Consider the following 18,144-nt stretch of genomic DNA (forward strand, 5'->3'; position numbering starts at 1 on the left):
ATTAAAACATTTTTCAGATGGCAAAGAAAAAAGACGAAAAGGACGTGCTGGTTGTCCGTGACGAGAAGACGGGCGAAATCAGCGTGGTAGCCGGGCTGAACGCCGACGGCTCCCCCAAGCGCATCCCCGCGAAAGCGGAGAACGCGCAGAGTTTCCTGCAATTCGACCGGCACGGCGACGTGCTGGACAACTTCTTCAAGAACTTCTTCCGGCAGTGCAAGGAACCCAGCCGCTTCGGTTTCTACCGTGTCGCGGCGGACCAAGCCGACAAGCTGCTGGAGGTTATCAAGGACTTGCTGAAAGACCCCGACGGCAACAAGGAACTGCTTGCGCCCCACAAGGTGGACACCTCCGGCTACGAAAAGAAAGTACAGGAGGAGCAGTCCGCCGAAAAGCAGGAACAACCGGAACAGAAACAAGATGACGAACCTAAAAAACAGGAAGAGATGGAACAGAAAAACGAACAGAATCAGGAAAGCCCGCAGCAGACGCAGGGCAACCGGGGCTACCAGCCCATCGACGAGAGCAAGATCAACTGGCAGGAGTTGGAGGAGAAATGGGGCGTGAAGCGCGACGACCTTGAAAAGTCGGGCGACCTTAACAGAATGCTCAACTACGGCAAGTCCGACTTGGTGAGGGTGTCGCCCAATTTCGGCGGAGAGGCTTTCGAGCTGGACGCCCGCCTCTCCTTCAAGAAGGACGGCGAGGGCAATGTCAGCCTTGTGCCGCACTTCATCCGCAAGGAGCAGAAGCTCGACGAGTACAAGGAACACAAGTTCTCCGACGACGACCGGAAGAACCTGCGCGAAACAGGCAACCTCGGCAGGGTCGTGGACCTCGTGGACAGGGAAACGGGCGAGATCATCCCCTCGTTCGTCAGTATTGACCGCAAGACGAACGAAATCACGGATGTCCCGACGAACAAGGTGCGCATACCGGAACGCATCGGCAAGACGGAAATCACCAAGCAGGAGCAGGACATGCTGCGTGCCGGGCTGCCCGTGCGCGACAAGCTCATCGAGCGCAAGGACGGCAGGAAGTTCGTCACCACCCTGCAAGTGAACGTGGAGCAGCGCGGCGTGGAGTTCGTGCCGGGAACCGGCAGGTCGCCCCGTACCGCCCGGACGCAGGAAACGAAGAACACCCCCGCACAGGGACAGGCGCAGGGTACGGAGAATGCCGGAGGCACGAACAAGGAGCAACGCCGCAACACGTGGACGAACGCCGACGGCAGCATCCGCCCCATCAGCAAATGGAGCGGCGTGGACTTCACCGAACAGCAGAAAGCCGACTACGTGGCTGGCAAAGCCGTGAAATTAGAGAACGTGACCGACAAGCAGGGCTTCCACGCCACGATGTACATCAAGTTCAACCCGGAGAAGGGACGCCCGTACCGCTACGACACCAACCCCGACAACGCGCAGAAGGTCGCCCCTTCCAACGAGAGCCGCACGCAGGTGGCGGTGAACAGCGAGGGCAAGACCAACGAGGCTACCAAGAACCTGAAAGAGCCGTTGCGGAAGGGACAGACCGCCCCGAAGGACACCGCACAGCAACAGCAGCAGAAAAGAAACAACAAGGGCATGAAGATGTAATCCCGTGTCCGCCACTAAATCCGAAGTAACATTTGTAAAATTCAAAACGACAGAAGAATATGAAGACAATCATTGCAGAAAAGCCGTCTGTGGCACGTGAGATCGCCCGTATCGTGGGCGCGACAAAGAGAGAGGAAGGATATTTCGAGGGAGGCGGCTACGCCGTGACTTGGGCGTTCGGACACCTTGTGCAGCTTGCCATGCCCGACGGCTACGGCATACGCGGTTTCGTCCGTGACAATCTGCCCGTCATTCCCGACACCTTCACGCTCGTCCCCCGTCAGGTAAAGACGGAGAAGGGCTACAAGCCCGACAGCGGCGTGGTGGCGCAGATCAAGACCGTTGCCCGGCTATTCAAGGAAAGCGAACAGATCATCGTGGCGACCGATGCAGGGCGCGAGGGTGAGCTTATCTTCCGCTACCTCTACCATTATACCGGATGCACCACCCCGTTCGTCCGCCTCTGGATAAGCTCGCTTACCGACAAGGCTATCCGCGAGGGACTGCGCAACCTCGAAGCGGGCGGCAAATACGACAACCTCTATCTTGCCGCCAAAGCGCGGAGCGAATCAGACTGGCTCGTGGGCATCAACGGCACGCAGGCACTCTCCATCGCCGCCGGACACGGCACGTACTCCATCGGGCGGGTGCAGACACCCACGTTGGCGATGGTGTGCGCACGCTATTGGGAGAACCGCCGCTTCACGCCCGAAGCCTTCTGGCAGCTCCATATCGCAACGGACGGCTGCGATGAAGGAACGGTGAAGTTTTCCTCTTCCGAAAAGTGGAAAGAGAAAGAGCCTGCGACGGAACTATATAATAAGGTGAAGTCGGCAGGCACAGCCACCGTCACGAAAGCCGAACGCAAGGAGAAGACGGAGGAAACACCGCTGCTGTACGACCTGACGACGCTCCAGAAGGAAGCCAACGCCAAGCACGGCTTCACGGCGGAACAGACGCTTGAAATCGCGCAGAAGCTTTACGAGAAGAAGCTCATCACCTATCCGCGAACCGGAAGCCGCTACATACCCGAAGACGTGTTCGCCGAAATCCCCAAGCTGCTCGCCTTCATCGGGGCTTTGCCCGAATGGAAAGGCAAGGTGCAGCCGAAATGCGTCCCGACACGCAGAAGCGTGGACGGCGGCAAGGTGACGGACCACCACGCCCTGCTCGTCACGGGCGAGAAGCCACTATTCCTCTCCAAAGAGGACAGCACCGTCTATCAGATGGTTGCCGGACGCATGATCGAGGCTTTCTCCGAAAAATGCGTCAAGGACACCGCCACCGTCACGGCGGAGTGTGCCGGAGTGGAGTTCACGGTGAAAGGCAGCGTCATCAGGCAAGCCGGATGGCGTGCCGTCTATAGCGTGGAGGACAAGGAAGAAACCTCCATCCCCGATTGGCGGGAAGGCGACACGCTGACGCTGAAAGGCTGCTCCATCACGGAGGGAAAGACCAAACCCAAGCCGCTGCATACAGAAGCGACACTGTTGTCGGCAATGGAAACGGCGGGCAAGGACATAGAGGACGATGCACTCCGTCAGGCGTTGAAGGACTGCGGCATCGGCACGCCCGCCACCCGTGCGGCGATTATCGAAACGCTCTTCAAGCGCGGCTACATGGAACGCTGCAAGAAATCGCTTGTGCCGACTGAAAAAGGGCTTGCCCTCTATTCGGTCGTGAAGACGATGCGCATCGCCGACGTAACCATGACGGGCGAATGGGAGAAGAATCTGGCACGCATCGAGCGCGGGGAAATGCCCGCCGAAACCTTCCGCAGGGAGATAGAGGCGTACACACGCGAAATCACCTCCGAACTGCTCTCGTGCGACAAACTGTTCGCCCGCAGGGATTCCGGCTGCAAGTGTCCCAAGTGCGGGACGGGCAGCATGCAGTTCTACGGCAAGGTGGTACGCTGCGACAACGCGGAGTGCGGGCTGCCCGTGTTCCGCCTGAAAGCGAACCGCACCCTTTCCGATGACGAGATCAAAGACCTGCTCACCGACGGGCATACGAAGCTGCTCAAAGGCTTCAAGAGCAAGCAGGGCAAGAGCTTCGACGCCATAGTCGCCTTTGACGGGGACTATAACACGACTTTCGTGTTCCCCGAAAGGAACACGAGCAGGAAATTTTCAGGACGGAAGAAATAGTATTAACTTTTGAGAAAGTAGGCTGCACCTCAACAATAGAAATAAACGGGTTTATTTCGTATTGTCTTCGATTTGCACTACCTTTGCCACTTGTTCAGAGTAATGAATTGTTCTTCGATACCGGATTACACTCATACTTTGGATTTAGTGGTGGCACTCGGAGGGATACCGAGTGCCTTTTCTTTCTCCTTTTCAGACGACTATCCCCGTCATTATCAATCCACTAAATTCCAAAGTAATGAACAACAAGAAGAAAAACGAGGGTCAGACCGACTTTTCCTATTACGGTCTGTACCTGCTGGACTACCTCCGCACGAACAGGTTTGAACAGGCTTCCGACGATGCCTTCATCCGGGAGCGTGCCGACCGTGCCGCCGAAACGTATGAGCGTGCGCGGCTCGAAGGCTATCCGCCCGAAGGGGCGCAGGAGTTGGCGATGGACACGCTCCTGCGGGGGCTTCGCTATTCCAAGTACGCCATCCTCCGCGAAGTCGTGGAAAACGAGTTTGCCGACGAAGTGCCGGGAAAGAAACGCGAAGCCTTCATCCGAAAGTTGCTGCCGCCGGTCGGCAACGTATTCTCCGCCTATGACCTTTCGGACGACAATTTCGCCCTGTCGCCCGAATACGACCTGCTCTACACGGAGCTGACGGGAGCCGCCGTCCTTTATATCGGGGAATATGGCGTTTAACCGCAAACAACGGCTGCGGGACAACATCGAGGCGATACGGACGGCATTCATCCTTGACAGGGAACGGAGGACGGCAACCGCCGAGGAACAAGCCATACTTCGGAAGTATTGCGGTTTCGGCGGGTTGAAGTGCATACTGAATCCTGCAAAGGAACTGACGGATGCCGTGCATTGGGCGAAATCGGACCTCGAACTGTTTACCCCTACGGTAGAACTGCACAGGCTGGTGCGTGAAAACAGCAAGGACGATACGGAGTACAAGCGGTACGTGGATGCCATGAAGCAGTCCGTGCTGACCGCTTTCTACACCCCGCCGGAGATAACCGGCACGATTGCGGAGGCTCTGCATGAACACGGCATACGTCCCGACCGTGTGCTGGAGCCGTCGGCGGGCGTGGGCGCATTCGTGGATGCCGTGCTGGAAAACAAGCCGGACGCGGACATCATGGCTTTCGAGAAAGACCTGATGACGGGCAAGATATTGGGACACCTGCATCCCGACCAAAAGGTAAGGGTGCAGGGATTCGAGAAGATAGAGAAGCCCTTCACGGACTATTTCGACCTTGCCATCTCGAACATCCCGTTCGGCGACGTGGCTGTGTTCGACCCGGAATTTACAGGAAGCCAAGACCCGGCAAGGCGTTCCGCACCGAAGGCAATACACAACTACTTCTTCCTGAAAAGCCTTGACGCGGTGCGTGAGGGCGGCATCGTGGCGTTCATCACCTCTCAAGGGGTACTGGACGCACCGTCCAACGCGCCCATACGCGAGTATATGATGCGTAATGCCAATCTGGTGGGAGTCGCACGCCTGCCGAACAACCTCTTCACGGACAACGCGGGTACGGAAGTGGGCAGCGACCTGATTATCCTGCAAAAGAACAGCGGCAAGAAACGGGAGCTGTACGATTATGAAGAGTTGTTCGTGCAGACGGAAAAGACACCGATAGGCAGTTTCCAGAACGGGTATGTCGGCAGCATCGGCATGATTCCCCACTCGGATCTGATAAGCGGCACAGACCCTTACGGGAAACCAGCCTATAAAGTCATGCACCGGGACGGCATCGGGCAAATGGCGGAGGATTTGCGGGAACATATGGATATTGAGCTGTATAAGTTGGACAAAAAGCTGTATGAAATGCACAGCCTGCATCCGGCACAGGGGAAAAGCACGGTAACAGAAACCATTTCCACACCGGTTGTCACTCCTGAGATACAGCCACGTCATGAAATGGCAGCGAAGCCCGAAGCGGCAACACCGCAGCCGGAGGAAGAAAAGTCGGAGATAGAGCCGCGCCGCCCCGATTATTCGGAGGGCGTGCAGCTCTCCCTGCTCGACCTCTGGGGCATGACCGAGGAAGTACGCAAGCAGGAAGCCCCCGCCAAGAAGAAAAAGACGGCGAAAAAGGAAAGCCCGGCAAGGCGTATGCCTCCCAAACCGCAGGCGCAGGTTACGCCGAAGGTTACGACTGCACCGCCACAGCCGTCTGTTGCACCACTGACGGAGAAGAGGGACAGCCATGAAACAAAGCCGGTGAGTTTCGCAGCCAAAGGCGATCTGGATGATATTTACGCCTCTTTGGATTGGGACACCAATCCGCCCATCAACGGTTTCTATGAAATGATGATGGACCTCACGCCGGAGCGACGCAAGGAACTTCGCAGGCTGGCGGCACAGCATCAGGAGAAGCAACGGGTGGACGGGACGGCGGTGAAAGCCGCTCCCGCCATTGACATGCCGGAAAAGGAAGCGACAAAACGCCCCGAAGCACAGACGGAAGTCGCAACCGTTCCCGTTACGGACAATAACGCAAGTGAGACAACAACTTCCCTTTTCCCTGAATTTGAAACGGAAAAGCCGAAGGAGGAACCTCTCGACCTTTCTCCCCGTCCGTTCAACGGTATGCTGGAGCCGCACTACCGTGACGGCTCTATGGTACTGGATGCTTCACGCAATCTCGGTTATTTGAAGGGCCTCACGCCTTACGGCGCGACATTCCAACCGCTTGACCTGACCGGCTACCAGAAGGAGAAAGCGATGTTGTATGTGTCACTCCGTGACGCATACGAGCGGCTTTACCGCTACGAGGCGGAGTATCACGATGAAGGGTCTGCGCAACGCGGAGCGTTGAACACCTGCTACGATGAGTTTGTCATGCGCTACGGCAACCTCAATGCCAAGCATAACGTGAAACTGTTGATGATGGATGTCGCCGGACGCGACATCCTTTCGCTGGAACGGGCGGAGGACGGCAGGTTCGTCAAGGCGGACATTTTCGAGCGTCCCGTTTCCTTCTCTGTGGAGAGCCATGCCAACGTAAGCTCTCCCGAAGAGGCACTCTCCGCGTCGCTCAACAAGTTCGGCACGGTCAATCTCGACTATATGCGGGAGATAACCGACAGCACGGAGGAGGGATTGCTTGACGCCCTCAAAGGACGCATCTTCTACAACCCGCTCGTAACCGGTTACGAGATAAAGGACAGGTTCATCGCCGGGAATGTGATAGAAAAGGCGGAGCGCATCGAGGCATGGATGGGCGACAACCCCGAAAACGGACGTATGCCGGAAGTGAAGCAGGCGTTGGAGGCTCTGAAAGAAGCCGAGCCGCCGCGCATCGCCTTTGAGGACCTCGACTTCAATTTCGGGGAACGCTGGATTCCGACGGGCGTGTATGCCGCCTATATGAGCCATCTTTTCGACACGGACGTGAAAATCGCCTACTCCGCAAGCATGGATGAGTTTTCGGTGGCGTGCGGCTGCCGCACCATGAAAATCACGGACGAGTTTTTAGTGAAGGGCTATTACCGGAACTATGACGGCATGCACCTGTTGAAACACGCCCTGCACAACACCTGCCCGGACATGATGAAATCCATCGGTAAGGACGAGCATGGCAATGACATCAAGGTGCGTGACAGCGAGGGCATACAGCTCGCCAACGCCAAGATTGATGAAATCCGCAACGGGTTCTCGGAATGGCTGGAAGAGCAGTCGCCGCAGTTCAAGGAACGGCTGACGACGATGTACAACCGCAAGTTCAACTGTTTCGTGCGCCCAAAGTATGACGGCTCTCACCAGACATTTCCCGACCTCAACCTCAAAGGGCTGGCAAGCCGGGGTATCAAGAGCGTCTATCCGTCACAGATGGATTGCGTCTGGATGCTCAAACAGAATGGCGGTGGCATTTGTGACCACGAGGTGGGAACCGGTAAAACGCTGATAATGTGTATTGCAGCGCATGAGATGAAGCGCCTGAACTTGGCGCACAAACCGATGATTATCGGGCTGAAAGCCAATGTCGCGGAGATTGCCGCCACCTATCAGGCGGCATATCCCAACGCGCGGATTCTCTATGCCTCGGAGAAGGACTTCTCGACCGCCAACCGCGTGCGTTTCTTCAACAACATCAAGAACAACGACTACGATTGCGTCATCATGTCGCACGACCAGTTCGGCAAGATTCCGCAGTCGCCGGAGTTGCAGCAGCGCATCCTGCAAGCGGAGCTTGACACGGTGGAGGAAAATCTCGAAGTCCTGCGGCAACAGGGCAAGAACGTGTCGAGGGCGATGCTGAAAGGGCTGGAAAAGCGCAAGCACAACCTTGAAGCGAAGTTGGAGAAGGTGGAACATGCCATCCAATCGCGCACGGATGATGTGGTGGACTTCAAGCAGATGGGCATCGACCATATCTTCATTGACGAGAGCCATCAATTCAAGAACCTGACTTTCAACACGCGGCACGACCGTGTGGCGGGATTGGGAAACTCGGAAGGAAGCCAGAAAGCCCTGAACATGCTCTTTGCCATACGTACCATACAGGAACGCACGGGCAAGGACTTGGGGGCTACGTTCCTGTCCGGTACGACCATCAGCAACTCGCTGACGGAGCTGTACCTGCTCTTCAAGTACCTTCGCCCTAAGGAACTGGAACGGCAGGATATTCGTTGCTTTGACGCTTGGGCGGCTATCTTTGCCAAGAAGACGACCGACTTCGAGTTCAACGTGACGAACAACGTGGTGCAGAAGGAGCGTTTCCGCTACTTCATCAAAGTGCCGGAGCTTGCCGCCTTCTACAACGAGATAACCGACTACCGCACGGCGGAGGACGTGGGCGTGGACCGTCCGCACAAGAACGAGATACTGCACCACATACCGCCGACGCCGGAGCAGGAGGACTTCATCCAAAAGCTGATGCAGTTCGCCAAGACGGGTGACGCCACGCTGCTGGGCAGACCACCCCTGTCGGAAACGGAGGAGAAGGCGAAGATGCTTATCGCCACCGACTACGCCCGCAAGATGGCTCTCGATATGCGCATGATAGACCCGCATTACGAAGACCACCCCGACAACAAGGCTTCGCACTGCGCCAAGACGATTGCGGAGTATTACCACAGGTATGACGCGCAGAAAGGCACGCAGTTCGTGTTCTCGGATCTGGGAACGTACCAGCCGGGCGACGGGTGGAACGTGTACAGCGAGATAAAGCGGAAACTGACGGAGGACTACGGCATCCCGGCAGGCGAGGTGCGCTTCATTCAGGAGTGCAAGACCGACAAGGCACGCAAGGGGGTGATAGACGCCATGAACGCCGGAACGGTGCGCGTGCTGTTCGGCTCCACCTCCATGCTCGGAACGGGTGTGAACGCGCAGAAACGGTGTGTCGCAATCCATCATTTGGATACGCCGTGGCGTCCGTCCGACCTACAACAGCGTGACGGACGGGGAGTCAGGGCAGGCAACGAGATTGCCAAGCATTTTGCCGGGAACAACGTGGATGTCATCATCTACGCTGTGGAAAAGTCGCTGGACAGCTACAAGTTCAACCTGCTGCACTGCAAGCAGACATTCATCTCGCAGCTCAAAAGCGGGGCGATGGGCGCGCGTACCATCGACGAGGGGGCTATGGACGAGAAATCGGGCATGAACTTCTCGGAGTACATGGCGTTGCTCTCCGGCAATACCGACCTTTTGGACAAGGCGAAACTGGAAAAGCGTATCGCCTCGCTCGAAGGGGAACGCAAGTCGTTCAACAAGGGCAAGCGCGATTCGGAGTTCAAGCTGGAAGCCAAGACGGGGGAACTGCGCAACAATACGGCGGTAATCGAAGCCATGACGGAAGATTGGAACCGCTTTCTTTCCGTTGTCAAGACCGATAAGGAGGGCAATCGCCAGAATGCTGTCAAGGTGGACGGTGTGGATTCTACCGATGAAAAGGTTATCGGAAAGCGTTTGCAGGAAATCGCCAAGAACGCCACGACGGGCGGTTTGTACAAGCCTGTCGGGGAACTTTACGGTTTTCCGATAAAGGTGGTCAGCGAGAGAATACTCAAAGAGGGGCTGGAGTTTACCGACAACCGTTTCGTGGTGGAGGGAAACTACAAGTACACTTACAATAACGGGCATCTGGCGATGGCTGATCCGGTAGCCGCCGCACGTAATTTCCTGAACGCATTGGAGAGGATTCCGTCCATCATCGACCAGTATAAGGGAAAGAACGAGGTGCTGGAAAAGGAAGTCCCACAGTTGCAGGAGATAGCAAGTAAGGTATGGAAAAAGGAGGACGAACTGAAACAGTTGAAGTCCGAACTTGCCGCGCTTGACCGCAAAATACAGTTAGAGCTTGCGCCGCCTACACCCGATGTCGCCGAAAAGGAGAACGACGGACAGGAGGTCAAGCCTGTTTCGGAAGGTGTACGGAGCATATCGCCACAACAAACCGATGATGCACCACCGATACGCAGCCCGATGGATAAACGAAGTCCGTCTGGCAATTTCATTGCCAATCATATCATTATCGGGCGTCCGGGTTTTCAGTTTAAGGATGAAAACCGATCGAAAGGGATAAAAATTTAAAATTATGAATTTTATATAAAATATTAATAGGGGCTATCCAAAAGGTCTAAAAGTAAATCTTATCCCCTCTGCAAGTATCTGTAGAAGAGTGATTGTAAGGATTTCTTTCTTTTTGGGCAGCCTCTATTAAATTTATTTATTCTTTCTTGATTTATGTTTATAAACATTATACCAAAAAATATTCCAACTAACCTTGTTTATGTTTTGTCAGCCACCATTTGCACAACCATATTTGACTCCCAAAGAGAGTGAATTCGATAAGATAACTTGCTGCATACCCACAATAAGGGGCTAAATAGAATACGAATGGGAAATAGATAACAGTACCGACAACAGATTGCGTTATGTAGTTGGTTAAACTCATTTTACCATAAAGCTGTAATGTGGAAACCGCTTTTTTGACACGTTCCTTATGACACAATAATATGAACGAGAATATTTCTACAGAATCATCAGTAAAACAGAAAAAAATACTAATTTTGTTTTTGATGATCATTTCAAAAGGAATTAGAAAAATATCTAATTCTAACTTATAGAGGAAAAAGCAACAATTAAATATTAAAGAATAAAAGATACGAAAAATATGACGCCAAAAGAGATACTACAAGAATGGATTGACTGCTTCAACGCCGCCGATGCAGTCGCTTTGGCAAACTTATACGCTCAGGATGCCATAAACCATCAAGTCGCAAACACCCCGGTTATAGGAAAAACAGCTATCCATAAAATGTTTGTAAATGAATTTGCAACCTCAAAAATGGTTTGTATTGTTGAGCATATATTCGAGGATGGAGAATGGGCTATCATGGAATGGAAAGATCCGCTCGGGTTGCGAGGATGCGGATTCTTCCATGTGCAAAACGATAAAATCGTTTTCCAAAGAGGTTATTGGGATAAGCTCAGCTTTCTCAAACAGCACGGTTTAACCGTAGAGAATAGTGATAAAAATCCAAACACATAACACCGTCCGATATGGGAATCATCATTCATTCTTTAGAGTCCGTTTCTTTCAAAGATTTGTATGCGGCATTCTCATCCGCATTCAAAGATTATGATTTCTCTTTGAATGCGGATGAATTGCGACGCATGCTCGACCGACGAGGATACAATCCACAACTATCTTTCGGAGCATTTTTCGAAGGACGGCTGATTTCTTTTGTGTTTAACGGAACAGGCATGTACAACAACATCTTGACGGCTTATGACACAGGGACGGGAACCGTACCTTCATTCCGGGGATTACACCTAACCCAAAAAATATTCACTTTCAGCCTCGAATTGATATATCAACAAGGAGTTCGGCAATATGTACTGGAAGTTTTGCAACACAATCACAAAGCAATAAAAATATATCGCAAATTAGGCTTTGAAACACAGAGAAATTTCAACTACTACTCTGCCAAACTGAGCGATATTGTTCCTGTATTGCAAGTAAACCATACTGCATGTCGCATACTCCCATCGGATTTAAAAAACTGCCTTAACCAAACGGCCTGGTTCGATTTTCATCCTTCATGGCAAAATGACAGGGCTTCACTGGAACGCGGAATCGACAATTTGGACATATTGGGAGCTTATGAAAGAGAAGAACTTGTCGGATTTGTTATCTTTGAACCGGCATCAGGCGATATTTCATCCCTCGCAGTTGCAAAAGATTACCGGCGTAAAGGAATAGGCAAGTCCTTGCTTAAAAGTGCTGTCAGTCATTTTCAAAGCGATGTACTCAAATTTACTAATGTTGATTGCGATTGTGAATCAGTCACTGGTTTCTTGTCATCATTAGGACTTACCCCAAAAGGACAACAGTTTGAAATGGTCAGAAAAATTTAACCTACATTTATATGAATAGCCCTCATCATCAAATAACAAATTAATAATACCAAATAAAAATACGTATAGATTAAAAAAGTTCTTTGTGCTTTTGTCAGGGAACTTTTTTTTCGTAAATTTGCGTTCAATTATGCGGCAGTAATAATATACATATTAATACGAGTTAAGAATCCTGTAGTTTTCCACATGCTACGAGGAGGTATTAAAAGGTGCGTTTCGGCAATGCATCTATTGTAGTATATTATTGCTTAATCAAATGAACAATGAACATTATAAATTTAGGAATTCTTGCTCACATTGATGCAGGAAAAACTTCCGTAACCGAAAATCTGCTATTTGCCTGCGGAGCAACGGAAAAGCGCGGCAGTGTTGATAAAGGTGACACCATAACAGACTCTATGGATATAGAAAAACGTAGAGGAATTACTATTCGGGCTTCTACGACATCTATTGTTTGGAATGGTGTGAAATGCAATATCATTGACACTCCGGGACACATGGATTTTATTGCAGAGGTGGAGCGGACATTCAAAATGCTTGATGGAGCAGTCCTCATATTATCGGCAAAGGAAGGCATACAAGCACAAACAAAGTTGCTGTTCAAGACTTTGCAAAAACTGCAAATCCCGACAATTATATTTATCAATAAGATTGATCGTGCCGGCGTAAATCTTGAGCGTTTATATCTGGACATAAAAACAAATCTGTCGCAAGACGTCTTGTTTATGCAAACGGTTGTCGATGGAGTAGTTTACCCGATTTGCACCTCAACAGATATAAGGGCAGAACACAAAGAATTTGTATGCAACCATGACGACGATATATTAGAACTATATTTGGCGGATAAAGAAATCTTACCGGCAGATTATTGGAATGCGATAATCGCTCTTGTGGCAAAAGCCAAAGCCTATCCGGTCTTGCATGGATCAGCAATGTGCAATATTGGCATCAATGAGTTGTTAGACGCCATCATTTCTTTTATATTTCCTCCGGCATCAGTCCCAAATAGACTTTCAGCTTATCTTTATAAAATAGAACATGACCCCAAAGGGCATAAAAGAAGTTTTCTAAAAATTATTGACGGAAGTCTGAGACTTCGAGACGTTGTAAGAATCAACGATTCGGAAAAATTCATCAAGATTAAAAATCTAAAAACCATTTATCAGGGCAAAGAGATAAATGTTGATGAAGTGGTTGCTAATGATATCGCAATTATAGAAGATATAGAAGAATTAAGAATCGGAGATTATTTAGGTGTTAAACCTTGTCTGATTCAAGGATTATCTCATCAGCATCCCGCCCTCAAATCTTCTGTCCGACCAGACAAGCCCGAAGAGAGAAGCAAGTTGATATCCGCTCTAAATGTATTGTTTATTGAAGACCCGTCTCTGTCCTTTTCCATAAATTCATATAGTGATGAATTGGAAATCTCGTTATATGGTTTAACCCAAAAAGAAATCATACAAACATTGCTGGAAGAACGATTCTCCGTAAAGACCCATTTTGATGAAATCAAGACTATCTACAAAGAACGACCTAAAAAGAAGGTGAATAAGATTATCCATATCGAAGTCCCTCCCAACCCTTACTGGGCCTCAATAGGACTGACTCTGGAACCTTTACCGATAGGGTCAGGGGTGCAAATCGAAAGTGAAATCTCCTTTGGTTATCTGAACCATTCTTTTCAAAATGCCGTTTTTGAAGGAATCCGTATGTCTTGCCAATCGGGATTGCATGGATGGGAAGTGACGGATTTGAAAGTAACCTTTACTTATGCCCTTTATTATAGTCCGATAAGTACCCCTGCCGATTTTAGACAATTGTCTCCTTATGTCTTCAGGTTGGCTTTGCAACAATCAGGAGTGGATATTCTCGAACCGATGCTCTATTTTGAGTTACAGATACCACAAGTAGCAAGTTCCAAAGCTATTACAGATCTGCAAAAAATGATGTCTGAGATTAAAGGTATCAGTTGTAATAAAGAGTGGTGTCTTATTGAAGGGAAAGTTCCATTAAATACAAGTAAAGACTATGCTTCAGAAGTAAGTTCATACACTAAAGGCTTAGGCACTTTTATGGTTAAGCCGTGTGGGTATCAAATAACAAAAGGCGGTTATTCTGATAATACCCGTATGGAAGAAAAGGATAAACTTTTATTCATGTTTGAAAAATCAGTATCATCAAAATAATGGAACGATCCAGGAATTTCTATAAGACAATACGGTTGGGGTATATACTTATCTCCGTTCTTATCGGATGTATAGCATATAATAGCTTCTATGAATGGCAGGAGATAGAAGCATTAGAACTTGACAATAAAAAAATAGACGAGTTCCGAAAAGAGATAAACAATATCAATATTCAAATGATAAAATTTTCTCTATTTGGTGAAACAATACTGGAATGGAACGATAAAGATATCGAACATTACCATGCACAGCGTATGGCAATGGATAGTATGCTCTGCCGTTTCAAAGCTACCTATCCGGCAGAGCGTATAGACAGCGTACGCCATCTTCTCGAAGATAAGGAACGGCAGATGTGCCAAATCGTTCAAATACTTGAACAACAACAAGCCATCAACGATAAGATAACCAGTCAAGTACCTGTAATCGTGCAGAAGAGTGTGCAGGAACAGCCCAAGAAGTCCAAGCGCAAAGGTTTCTTGGGCATCTTCGGCAAAAAGGAAGAAGCGAAACCAACTGTGACTACCACGATGCACCGTTCCTTTAACCGGAATATGAGAACCGAACAACAGGCGCAAAGCCGCCGCTTATCGGTTCATGCCGATAGCCTTGCCGCACGAAATGCGGAACTTAACAGGCAACTGCAAGGACTGGTTGTTCAAATAGACGGGAAAGTACAAACTGACCTACAAAAGCGGGAAGCCGAGATAACAGCCATGCGGGAACGGTCGTTCATTCAGATTGGGGGCTTGACAGGGTTCGTTATACTGCTACTGGTCATATCATATATCATCATACACCGAAATGCCAACCGCATCAAGCGATATAAACAGGAAACCGCAGATTTAATCGAGCGACTGCAACAAATGGCAAAGCGAAACGAGGCACTGATAACCTCCCGCAAGAAAGCCGTACATACCATTACCCATGAATTACGCACACCGCTGACTGCAATAACGGGCTATGCCGGACTGATACAAAAAAACTTCAATGCGGATAAAACCGGGATGTATATCCGAAATATTCAGCAATCCTCCGACCGTATGCGTGAAATGCTTAATACTCTTCTGAGTTTCTTCCGGCTGGACGACGGCAAGGAACAACCTAATTTCTCCACGTGTAGGATTTCATCAATAGCGCATACGCTCGAATCAGAGTTTATGCCAATTGCCATAAACAAGGGACTTGCTCTTACTGTGACGAATCACACGGATGCTGTTGTACTGACCGATAAGGAACGCATTCTACAAATTGGAAATAACCTGCTGTCAAACGCCATCAAGTTCACTGAGAACGGTGCCGTTTCTCTGACAATGGGGTATGATAACGGTATGCTGAAACTTATCGTCAAAGATACGGGTTCGGGTATGACCGAAGAGGAACAGCAACGTGTGTTCGGTGCGTTTGAACGTTTGTCAAACGCTGCCGCAAAGGACGGCTTCGGATTAGGTCTTTCCATTGTTCAGCGCATTGTGACAATGCTCGGCGGCACAATCCAGCTGAAGAGCGAGAAAGGCAAGGGCAGCCGTTTCACGGTGGAGATACCCATGCAGTCAGCCGAGGAATTGCCGGAACGGATAAATAAAACACAGATTCATCATAACCGAACACTCCATGATATTGTTGCCATCGACAATGACAAGGTACTTCTCCTAATGCTGAAAGAAATGTATGCACAAGAAGGGATACATTGCGATACCTGTACCAATGCGGCGGAACTGATGGAAATGATACGCCGGAAAGAATACAGTCTGCTTCTGACCGATTTGAATATGCCGGATATAAACGGCTTCGAGCTGTTGGAACTGCTACGCACCTCCAATGTGGGCAATTCAAGGATCATTCCGATTATTGTAACAACCGCTTCGGGCAGTTGCAACAGAGAGGAACTTTTAGAACGTGGATTTTCTGATTGCCTTCTCAAGCCGTTTTCCATATCGGAGCTGATGGAAGTTTCCGACAAGTGCGCCATGAAAGGTAAACAAAATGAAAAGCCTGATTTCTCCTCCCTACTGTCTTACGGCAATGAATCCGTCATGTTGGATAAACTGATAGCGGAAACCGAAAAGGAAATGCAGTCGGTCAGGGATGGGGAACAACGGAAAGACTTTCAAGAACTGGACGCCCTGACACACCACCTACGTAGTTCGTGGGAGATACTGCGTGCCGACCAACCATTAAGGGAACTTTATAAACAGCTTCATGGGAGTGCCGTTCCCGATTATGAAGCATTGAACAACGCCGTGACTGCCGTATTGGATAAGGGTTCGGAGATAATCCGGCTGGCAAAAGAAGAAAGGAGAAAATACGAAAATGGATAAAACAAAAATCATCGTGGTGGAGGACAACATCGTATATTGCGAGTTTGTCTGCAACCTGCTGGCACGGGAGAAATTCCGTACCGTGCAGGCTTTCCACCTCTCGACAGCGAAGAAACTTCTGCAACAAGCCGCTGACAATGATATAGTAGTTTCTGATTTGCGTTTGCCTGACGGTGACGGCATCGACCTATTGCGCTGGATGCGCAAAGAAGGCATGACGCAGCCGTTCATCATCATGACCGACTATGCCGAAGTACATACGGCGGTTGAAAGCATGAAACTCGGTTCGCTGGACTACATACCCAAGCAACTCGTGGAGGACAAACTCGTGCCTTTGCTCCGCACCATACTGAAAGAGCGGAATATCGGGCGAAGCCGCATGCCCGTATTTGCCCGTGACGGTTCAGCCTTTCAGAAAATCATGCACCGGATAAGGCTGGTAGCTCCTACCGACATGAGCGTACTGATATTCGGGGAGAACGGTACTGGCAAAGAGCATATTGCCCATCTACTGCACGATAAAAGCAAGCGTTCAGGCAAGCCTTTCGTGGCGGTGGACTGCGGCTCACTCACCAAAGAACTTGCGCCATCGGCGTTCTTCGGACACGTTAAAGGAGCGTTCACTGGTGCTGAAAACACAAAGAAAGGCTATTTCCACGAGGCGGAAGGCGGCACATTGTTTTTGGATGAAGTGGGTAATCTCGCACCGGAAACCCAACAGATGTTACTCCGTGCCATACAGGAACGGCGGTTCCGTCCCGTTGGCGACAAGTCCGACCGCAGTTTCAACGTCCGCATCATCGCCGCCACCAACGAGGATCTGGAAAAGGCGGTCAATGAAAAGCGTTTCCGACAGGATTTGTTATACCGCCTACATGACTTCGAGATAACCGTTCTGCCCTTACGTGACTGTCAGGAGGACATCATGCCGCTGGCGGAGTTCTTCCGTGAGATTGCCAATAAGGAATTGGAATGCAATGTTAGTGGCTTCAGTTCCGAAGCGCGGAAAGTGTTACTGATCCATTCATGGCCGGGTAACGTGCGCGAACTTCGGCAGAAAATCATGGGTGCGGTGTTGCAGGCTCAGACGGGACTTGTCACGAAAGAGCATCTGGAACTTGGAATAACCGAAACAACCTCTGTTGTCGGCTTCTCCCTACGCAACGAAGAGGAAGATAAAGAGCGGATTATACGTGCTTTGAAGCAGGCTGGCGGGAACCGGAAGGTTGCTGCCGAATTGCTTGGAATAGGCAGGACAACACTCTATAATAAACTGGAAGAATATGGATTGAAGTATAAATTTGAGCAACCATAGCCCGCAATTCGCTGAAAATGGCTATCTTTGCATGACATATTAGAAGGTAACGGCGACTGGCAGAGCCTTTTGCCGCCTATATATAACATAAGACCGCAAGGCGTTTCGAGCGAAAATCTGGTAAATTGACACTACGGAGACGATTGCGTGATGCTTATGCTATGCCTACGCATAGCGTGCATTCACGTACTCTCCGTAAAAG

The 18,144-nt window shown here is 50.2% G+C and carries 10 protein-coding genes; 9 read left to right on the forward strand and 1 reads right to left on the reverse strand.

Going from position 1 to position 18,144, the window contains the following annotated elements:
• Positions 1-17 precede the first annotated feature (17 nt).
• The 4 genes from Q0625_RS12800 (at position 18) to Q0625_RS12815 (ending at position 10,290) form a co-directional block, all read left to right on the forward strand.
• Positions 18-1,595 (forward strand): DUF3945 domain-containing protein, encoded by a 1,578-nt coding sequence (locus Q0625_RS12800; protein ID WP_007366533.1) that lies wholly within the window; start codon positions 18-20, stop codon positions 1,593-1,595.
• A gap of 59 nt (positions 1,596-1,654) precedes the next feature.
• A complete protein-coding gene (locus Q0625_RS12805; protein ID WP_007366532.1) occupies positions 1,655-3,745 on the forward strand; it encodes a type IA DNA topoisomerase in 2,091 nt (696 codons plus the stop codon).
• Positions 3,746-3,983: 238 nt separating this feature from the next.
• Positions 3,984-4,436, forward strand: coding sequence for a DUF1896 domain-containing protein (locus Q0625_RS12810; protein ID WP_007366531.1), 453 nt, complete (start codon positions 3,984-3,986; stop codon positions 4,434-4,436).
• Entirely contained in the window at positions 4,426-10,290 is a 5,865-nt protein-coding gene (locus Q0625_RS12815) for an N-6 DNA methylase (protein ID WP_007366530.1), read from the forward strand. The genes Q0625_RS12810 and Q0625_RS12815 overlap by 11 nt, the downstream gene beginning before the upstream one ends.
• Before the next feature lie 187 nt (positions 10,291-10,477).
• Here the strand turns inward: Q0625_RS12815 and Q0625_RS14965 are convergent, their stop codons facing one another.
• Complete coding sequence (locus Q0625_RS14965; protein ID WP_007366529.1) at positions 10,478-10,786, reverse strand: DUF418 domain-containing protein; 309 nt, start codon at positions 10,784-10,786, stop codon at positions 10,478-10,480.
• 87 nt (positions 10,787-10,873) lie between these two features.
• On the opposite strand from Q0625_RS14965, the gene Q0625_RS12820 reads away from it, so the two are divergent.
• From Q0625_RS12820 to Q0625_RS12840, 5 genes are all read left to right on the forward strand, one after another.
• Positions 10,874-11,251, forward strand: a complete 378-nt coding sequence (locus tag Q0625_RS12820; protein ID WP_007366528.1) for a nuclear transport factor 2 family protein — start codon at positions 10,874-10,876, stop codon at positions 11,249-11,251.
• A gap of 11 nt (positions 11,252-11,262) precedes the next feature.
• Complete coding sequence (locus Q0625_RS12825) at positions 11,263-12,120, forward strand: GNAT family N-acetyltransferase (protein ID WP_007366527.1); 858 nt, start codon at positions 11,263-11,265, stop codon at positions 12,118-12,120.
• 263 nt (positions 12,121-12,383) lie between these two features.
• A complete protein-coding gene (gene tet / locus Q0625_RS12830; protein ID WP_298828047.1) occupies positions 12,384-14,309 on the forward strand; it encodes a tetracycline resistance ribosomal protection protein in 1,926 nt (641 codons plus the stop codon).
• A complete protein-coding gene (locus Q0625_RS12835) occupies positions 14,309-16,627 on the forward strand; it encodes an ATP-binding protein (RefSeq protein ID WP_007366525.1) in 2,319 nt (772 codons plus the stop codon). Before tet ends, Q0625_RS12835 begins: the two co-directional genes overlap by 1 nt.
• Positions 16,620-17,942: a sigma-54 dependent transcriptional regulator gene (locus Q0625_RS12840; RefSeq protein ID WP_007366524.1), complete on the forward strand. Its 1,323-nt coding sequence runs from the start codon at positions 16,620-16,622 to the stop codon at positions 17,940-17,942. The genes Q0625_RS12835 and Q0625_RS12840 overlap by 8 nt, the downstream gene beginning before the upstream one ends.
• Positions 17,943-18,144 lie beyond the last annotated feature (202 nt).

Source organism: uncultured Capnocytophaga sp. (genome assembly GCF_938029845.1).
In the GTDB taxonomy this organism is placed as follows: Bacteria; Bacteroidota; Bacteroidia; order Flavobacteriales; family Flavobacteriaceae; genus Capnocytophaga.

Excerpts from the sequence above, each read along its gene's own strand:
- Q0625_RS12800 (WP_007366533.1), top strand. The coding sequence starts at position 18 with ATGGCAAAGAAAAAAGACGAAAAGGACGTGCTGGTTGTCCGTGACGAG.
- Q0625_RS12805 (WP_007366532.1), top strand. The coding sequence starts at position 1,655 with ATGAAGACAATCATTGCAGAAAAGCCGTCTGTGGCACGTGAGATCGCC.
- Q0625_RS12810 (WP_007366531.1), top strand. The coding sequence starts at position 3,984 with ATGAACAACAAGAAGAAAAACGAGGGTCAGACCGACTTTTCCTATTAC.
- Q0625_RS12815 (WP_007366530.1), top strand. The coding sequence starts at position 4,426 with ATGGCGTTTAACCGCAAACAACGGCTGCGGGACAACATCGAGGCGATA.
- Q0625_RS14965 (WP_007366529.1), bottom strand. The coding sequence starts at position 10,786 with ATGATCATCAAAAACAAAATTAGTATTTTTTTCTGTTTTACTGATGAT.
- Q0625_RS12820 (WP_007366528.1), top strand. The coding sequence starts at position 10,874 with ATGACGCCAAAAGAGATACTACAAGAATGGATTGACTGCTTCAACGCC.
- Q0625_RS12825 (WP_007366527.1), top strand. The coding sequence starts at position 11,263 with ATGGGAATCATCATTCATTCTTTAGAGTCCGTTTCTTTCAAAGATTTG.
- tet (WP_298828047.1), top strand. The coding sequence starts at position 12,384 with ATGAACATTATAAATTTAGGAATTCTTGCTCACATTGATGCAGGAAAA.
- Q0625_RS12835 (WP_007366525.1), top strand. The coding sequence starts at position 14,309 with ATGGAACGATCCAGGAATTTCTATAAGACAATACGGTTGGGGTATATA.
- Q0625_RS12840 (WP_007366524.1), top strand. The coding sequence starts at position 16,620 with ATGGATAAAACAAAAATCATCGTGGTGGAGGACAACATCGTATATTGC.